The sequence below is a fragment of the Sulfitobacter sediminis genome, assembly GCF_040811725.1.
Classification (GTDB): Bacteria; Pseudomonadota; Alphaproteobacteria; order Rhodobacterales; family Rhodobacteraceae; genus Sulfitobacter; species Sulfitobacter sediminis.
Genome location: NZ_JBFNXX010000084.1, coordinates 1 through 1,388, shown reverse-complemented (window position 1 = coordinate 1,388; position 1,388 = coordinate 1). Strand labels below are relative to the sequence as shown.

1 protein-coding gene is annotated in these 1,388 nt (G+C 64.6%); it reads left to right on the top strand.

Annotated features, from left to right (window positions below; all coding sequences use genetic code 11):
• Positions 1-1,176: elongation factor Tu (tuf, locus tag AB2B41_RS23240; RefSeq protein ID WP_367880208.1), on the top strand; the 1,176-nt coding region annotated here is incomplete at its 5' end.
• Positions 1,177-1,388: the final 212 nt, after the last annotated feature.

Sequence of the window (1,388 nt, the reverse complement as noted above, 5' to 3'; positions counted from 1 at the left end):
ATGGCAAAAGCAAAGTTTGAACGCACGAAGCCGCACGTGAACATCGGCACGATCGGTCACGTTGACCACGGCAAGACGACGCTGACGGCGGCGATCACGAAGTACTTCGGCGAATTCCGCGCCTACGACCAGATCGACGGCGCGCCGGAAGAGAAGGCCCGCGGCATCACGATTTCCACCGCGCACGTGGAATACGAGACCGACGCGCGTCACTACGCCCACGTCGACTGCCCCGGCCACGCCGACTACGTCAAGAACATGATCACCGGTGCCGCACAGATGGACGGCGCGATCCTGGTGGTGAACGCGGCCGACGGCCCGATGCCCCAGACCCGCGAGCACATCCTGCTGGGCCGCCAGGTGGGCATCCCGAAGATGGTCGTCTTCATGAACAAGGTCGACCAGGTGGACGACGAGGAACTGCTTGAGCTCGTCGAAATGGAAATCCGCGAGCTGCTGTCTTCCTACGACTATCCCGGCGACGAGATCCCGATCATCGCGGGCTCCGCGCTGGCGGCGATGGAAGGCAACAACCCCGAGATCGGCGAGAACAAGATCCGCGAACTGATGGCGGCCGTGGACGAGTACATCGACACGCCCGAGCGCGCGATCGACCAGCCCTTCCTGATGCCGGTCGAGGACGTGTTCTCGATCTCCGGCCGCGGGACGGTTGTGACCGGCCGCGTCGAGCGTGGCGTGATCAACGTCGGCGACGAGATCGAGATCGTGGGCATCCGCGACACCAAGAAGACGACCTGCACCGGTGTGGAAATGTTCCGCAAGCTGCTGGACCGCGGTGAGGCGGGCGACAACATCGGCGCCCTGCTGCGCGGCATCGACCGTGACGGCGTTGAGCGTGGCCAGGTGCTCTGCAAGCCCGGCTCCGTGACCCCGCACACCAAGTTCGAGGCCGAGGCCTATATCCTGACCAAGGAAGAGGGTGGCCGTCACACGCCGTTCTTCGCCAACTACCGTCCGCAGTTCTACTTCCGCACGACGGACGTGACCGGCACGGTGAGCCTGCCCGAGGGCACGGAGATGGTGATGCCGGGCGACAACCTGAAGTTCGACGTGGAGCTGATCGCGCCGATCGCGATGGAGCAGGGCCTGCGCTTTGCCATCCGCGAAGGCGGCCGCACCGTCGGCGCGGGCGTGGTGTCGAAGATCACGGACTGACGGCGGTTTTGCGATAGCAAAACCTGCCGCCTGGGCCTCACCCGCGCGGCAGTGCCTTCCTGAAAGGAAGGTCACGAGAGCGCGGAGAGGCAGCACCCGGTTGAGAAAGAGAGAAGGCCGCAGCATCCCGCTGCGGCCTTTTACATTGGGGGGGTGGGCAGGATGCCCACCTTACACACGCCAGCCATACACCAAACCCGTAAGGTGGACGC